The 3,396-nt window shown below is 63.8% G+C and carries 5 protein-coding genes; all 5 read left to right on the top strand.

Annotation, left to right across the window (positions count from 1 at the left end; all coding sequences use genetic code 11):
* On the top strand, positions 1-291 hold a 291-nt coding region (locus DU475_RS23395), incomplete at its 5' end, for an amidohydrolase family protein (RefSeq protein WP_164633473.1).
* Positions 292-416: 125 nt separating this feature from the next.
* The gene (gene ligA / locus DU475_RS23390; RefSeq protein WP_164633472.1) at positions 417-806 is read left to right on the top strand and encodes a protocatechuate 4,5-dioxygenase subunit alpha; all 390 of its coding nucleotides are present in this window, start codon (positions 417-419) and stop codon (positions 804-806) included.
* The gene (locus tag DU475_RS23385; RefSeq protein ID WP_164633471.1) at positions 806-1,660 is read left to right on the top strand and encodes a class III extradiol dioxygenase subunit beta; all 855 of its coding nucleotides are present in this window, start codon (positions 806-808) and stop codon (positions 1,658-1,660) included. The genes ligA and DU475_RS23385 overlap by 1 nt, the downstream gene beginning before the upstream one ends.
* Before the next feature lies 1 nt (position 1,661).
* Entirely contained in the window at positions 1,662-2,621 is a 960-nt protein-coding gene (locus DU475_RS23380; protein WP_164633470.1) for a Gfo/Idh/MocA family oxidoreductase, read from the top strand.
* Positions 2,622-2,811: 190 nt separating this feature from the next.
* Positions 2,812-3,228 (top strand): hypothetical protein, encoded by a 417-nt coding sequence (locus DU475_RS23375; RefSeq protein ID WP_164633469.1) that lies wholly within the window; start codon positions 2,812-2,814, stop codon positions 3,226-3,228.
* Positions 3,229-3,396: the final 168 nt, after the last annotated feature.

The following is a 3,396-nucleotide window of genomic DNA, read 5'->3' as shown; positions in this document are numbered from 1 at the left end:
GTCTGGTCGAAGGTGAGCTGCCCGGAGCGACTGTCGGTGTCCGGCCCGCCGGCTTTGCACGGCCAACAGAACGCCTATCGCGACGTGGTGCCGTTCGCCCGCCGCATCGTCGAGACCTTCCCGGATCGCGTGCTGTGGGGAACCGACTGGCCGCATCCGAACCTGAAGGACCACATGCCCGACGACGGCCTGCTGGTCGACTTCATCCCGCACATCGCGATCACGCCGGAACTTCAACGCAAACTACTGGTCGACAACCCGATGCGGCTATACTGGCCGGAGGAGAAGTAACACCGTCATGCCCGGGCTTGTCCCGGGCATCCACGAAAGCGGACGCTCCGCAACAAGAACGTGGATGGCCGGGACAAGCCCGGCCATGACGAGCTAATAACATGGAACACAGAGGAGACCCCACCATGCCCCTCGAAAAACCCTACACCGACGTGCCCGGCACCACGATCTTCGACGCCGACATGTCGCGCCAGGGCTATCATCTGAACCAGTTTTGTATGTCGCTGATGAAGGCCGAGAACCGCGCCCGGTTCAAGGCGGACGAGCGCTCCTATCTCGACGAGTGGCCGATGACCGAGGAGCAGAAACAGGCGGTGCTCGATCGCGACCTCAACCGCTGCATCGCGCTCGGCGGCAACATCTACTTTCTCGCCAAGATCGGCGCCACCGACGGCAAGAGCTTCCAGCAGATGGCCGGCTCGATGACCGGGATGACCGAAGAGGAATATCGCAACATGATGGTCGGCGGCGGCCGTCCGATCGACGGCAACCGCTACATCGGGGAGAAGAAGTAATGGCCCGGATCACCGCCAGCGTTTACACCTCGCACGTCCCGGCGATCGGCGCCGCGATCGACATGAAGAAGACCGGCGAAGACTATTGGCAGCCGGTGTTCAAGGGCTACGAATTCTCCAAGCAGTGGCTGAAGGACCAGAAGCCCGACGTAATATTCCTGGTGTTCAACGATCACGCCACTGCCTTCAGTCTCGACCTGATCCCGACCTTCGCGATCGGCACCGCGGCCGAGTATCAGCCGGCCGATGAAGGCTGGGGACCGCGGCCGGTGCCGAAGGTGATCGGCCATCCGCGGCTCGCCGCGCATATCGCCCAGTCGGTGATCCAGGACGATTTCGACCTCACCATCGTCAACAAGATGGATGTCGACCACGGCCTCACCGTACCGCTCAGCCTGATGTGCGGCGAGCCGCAGGCCTGGCCCTGCCCGGTGATCCCGTTCGCCGTCAACGTCGTGCAATATCCGGTGCCTTCGGGCCGGCGCTGCTACATGCTCGGCCAGGCGATCGGCAAGGCGATCCGCTCCTACGACGAAGACCTCAACGTGCAGATCTGGGGCACCGGCGGCATGAGCCACCAGCTCCAGGGGCCGCGCGCCGGCCTGATCAATCGCGAATGGGACAACGCCTTCCTCGATCAGCTCATCAACGATCCGGAAGGCCTGTCACGGAAGCCGCATATCGATTACGTCCGCGAGGCGGGCTCCGAGGGCATCGAGCTAGTGATGTGGCTGATCGCGCGCGGCGCGATGAGCGATGTCGCCGGCGGCCCCAAACCCAAGGTCGCCCACCGTTTCTATCACGTCCCGGCCAGCAACACTGCGGTCGGCCACCTCATTCTGGAGAACGCCTGACATGGCAAAGACGATCAAGGTCGCCCTCGCGGGAGCGGGTGCGTTCGGCATCAAGCATCTCGACGGCATCAAGAACATCGACGGCGTCGAGGTGGTGTCGCTGATCGGCCGCCGGCTGGAGCCGACCCAGGAGGTCGCCACGAAGTACGGCATCGCGCACGTCTCGACCGAACTGTCCGACGCGCTGGCGATCAAGGAGGTCGATGCCGTCATCCTCTGCACGCCGACCCAGATGCATGCGCAGCAGGGCATCGACTGTTTGCGCGCCGGCAAGCACGTCCAGGTCGAAATCCCGCTGGCGGATTCGCTGGCTGACGCGCAGGCGGTGGTCGATCTGCAGAAGCAGACCGGCCTGGTGGCGATGTGCGGCCACACCCGCCGCTTCAATCCGAGCCATCAGTATGTGCATAAGAAGATCAAGGCCGGTGAGCTGAACGTCCAGCAGATGGACGTGCAGACCTACTTCTTCCGCCGCACCAACATGAACGCGCTCGGCCAGCCGCGGAGCTGGACCGACCATCTGCTGTGGCACCACGCCGCCCACACCGTCGATCTGTTCGCCTATCAGGCCGGATCAAAGATCGTGAAGGCCAACGCCGTGCAGGGACCGATCCATCCCGATCTCGGCATCGCGATGGACATGTCGATCCAGCTCAAGGCGGCGAACGGCGCGATCTGCACGCTGTCGCTGTCGTTCAACAACGACGGGCCGCTCGGCACCTTCTTCCGCTACATCTGCGACAACGGCACCTACATCGCCCGCTACGACGATCTGGTGAACGGCAAGGAAGAGAAGATCGACGTCTCCAAGGTCGACGTCTCGATGAACGGCATCGAGCTGCAGGACCGCGAGTTCTTCGCCGCGATCCGCGAAGGCCGTGAACCCAATGCCAGCGTCGCCCAGGTGCTGCCGTGCTACCAGGTGCTGCACGATCTCGATCAGCAGCTCGCCAAGGGCTGATTCCGCTGCCGCCCTATCGGCTTCCTCGCGACCGAATGGCCGGGCCCACCCCGGCCATTTGCTTTTTCCGCGCGAGCATCCCTGCGCCGCAGCGAGCCGCCGACCCTTGTGTTTCCGAAGCGGAACCTTAGCTGAATGGCAGCGGTTGTCTCGCCGATCGACCAGACAACCCGTCAGGCGGAGGATGACGATGCACAAGCGCAAATCCCTGTTGCCGTCGGGCGGCCGTGCCGTTGCGATTCTGGTTGCCGTCGCGCTGGCGGTCCCGACGCTGCAGCCCGCGGCGGCCTTGGCCGCGACTCCCACCAAATTGCAGACCGCCGGCTCCGTTGCCGAACCGCTCACCGACTTCAGTGCCGCCAAGAAGCGCCGCCATGTCCGGCGCGGCGGAAACAGTGGCAATGCGGCCGCTGCCGCGGCCTTTATCGGGATTGTCGGCACCATCGGCGCAATCGCCGCTGCTCAGGCTAGGCGCGACGCCTATGAGAGCCGCTACCGCTATTACTATGGCCCAGGGCCGGCCTACTATGGCGGGCCGGGTTACTATGGGGGGCCACGTTACTATGGCGCACCCTACGGCCCACGACCGTACTATTACGGCTACTGAGCAGACTTGACGCAGACCGATGACGCCGCCGTCCCTTCTAAAGAGGGACGGCGCAGCCGAGTTGCGTTTACACGTCTGACATCGATTTGAACTAGGCTGTTTCAATGACTGATTCGCTCGAGCGCCTGTATCAGGCCGTGCTGGCGGCGCGGGATCTCGATCCTGCGA

The organism is Rhodopseudomonas sp. WA056 (genome assembly GCF_010906995.1).
GTDB lineage: Bacteria > Pseudomonadota > Alphaproteobacteria > Rhizobiales > Xanthobacteraceae > Rhodopseudomonas > Rhodopseudomonas palustris_G.
Note: the sequence above shows the minus strand (reverse complement) of the source record. Positions and strands in the feature narration are given on the sequence as shown.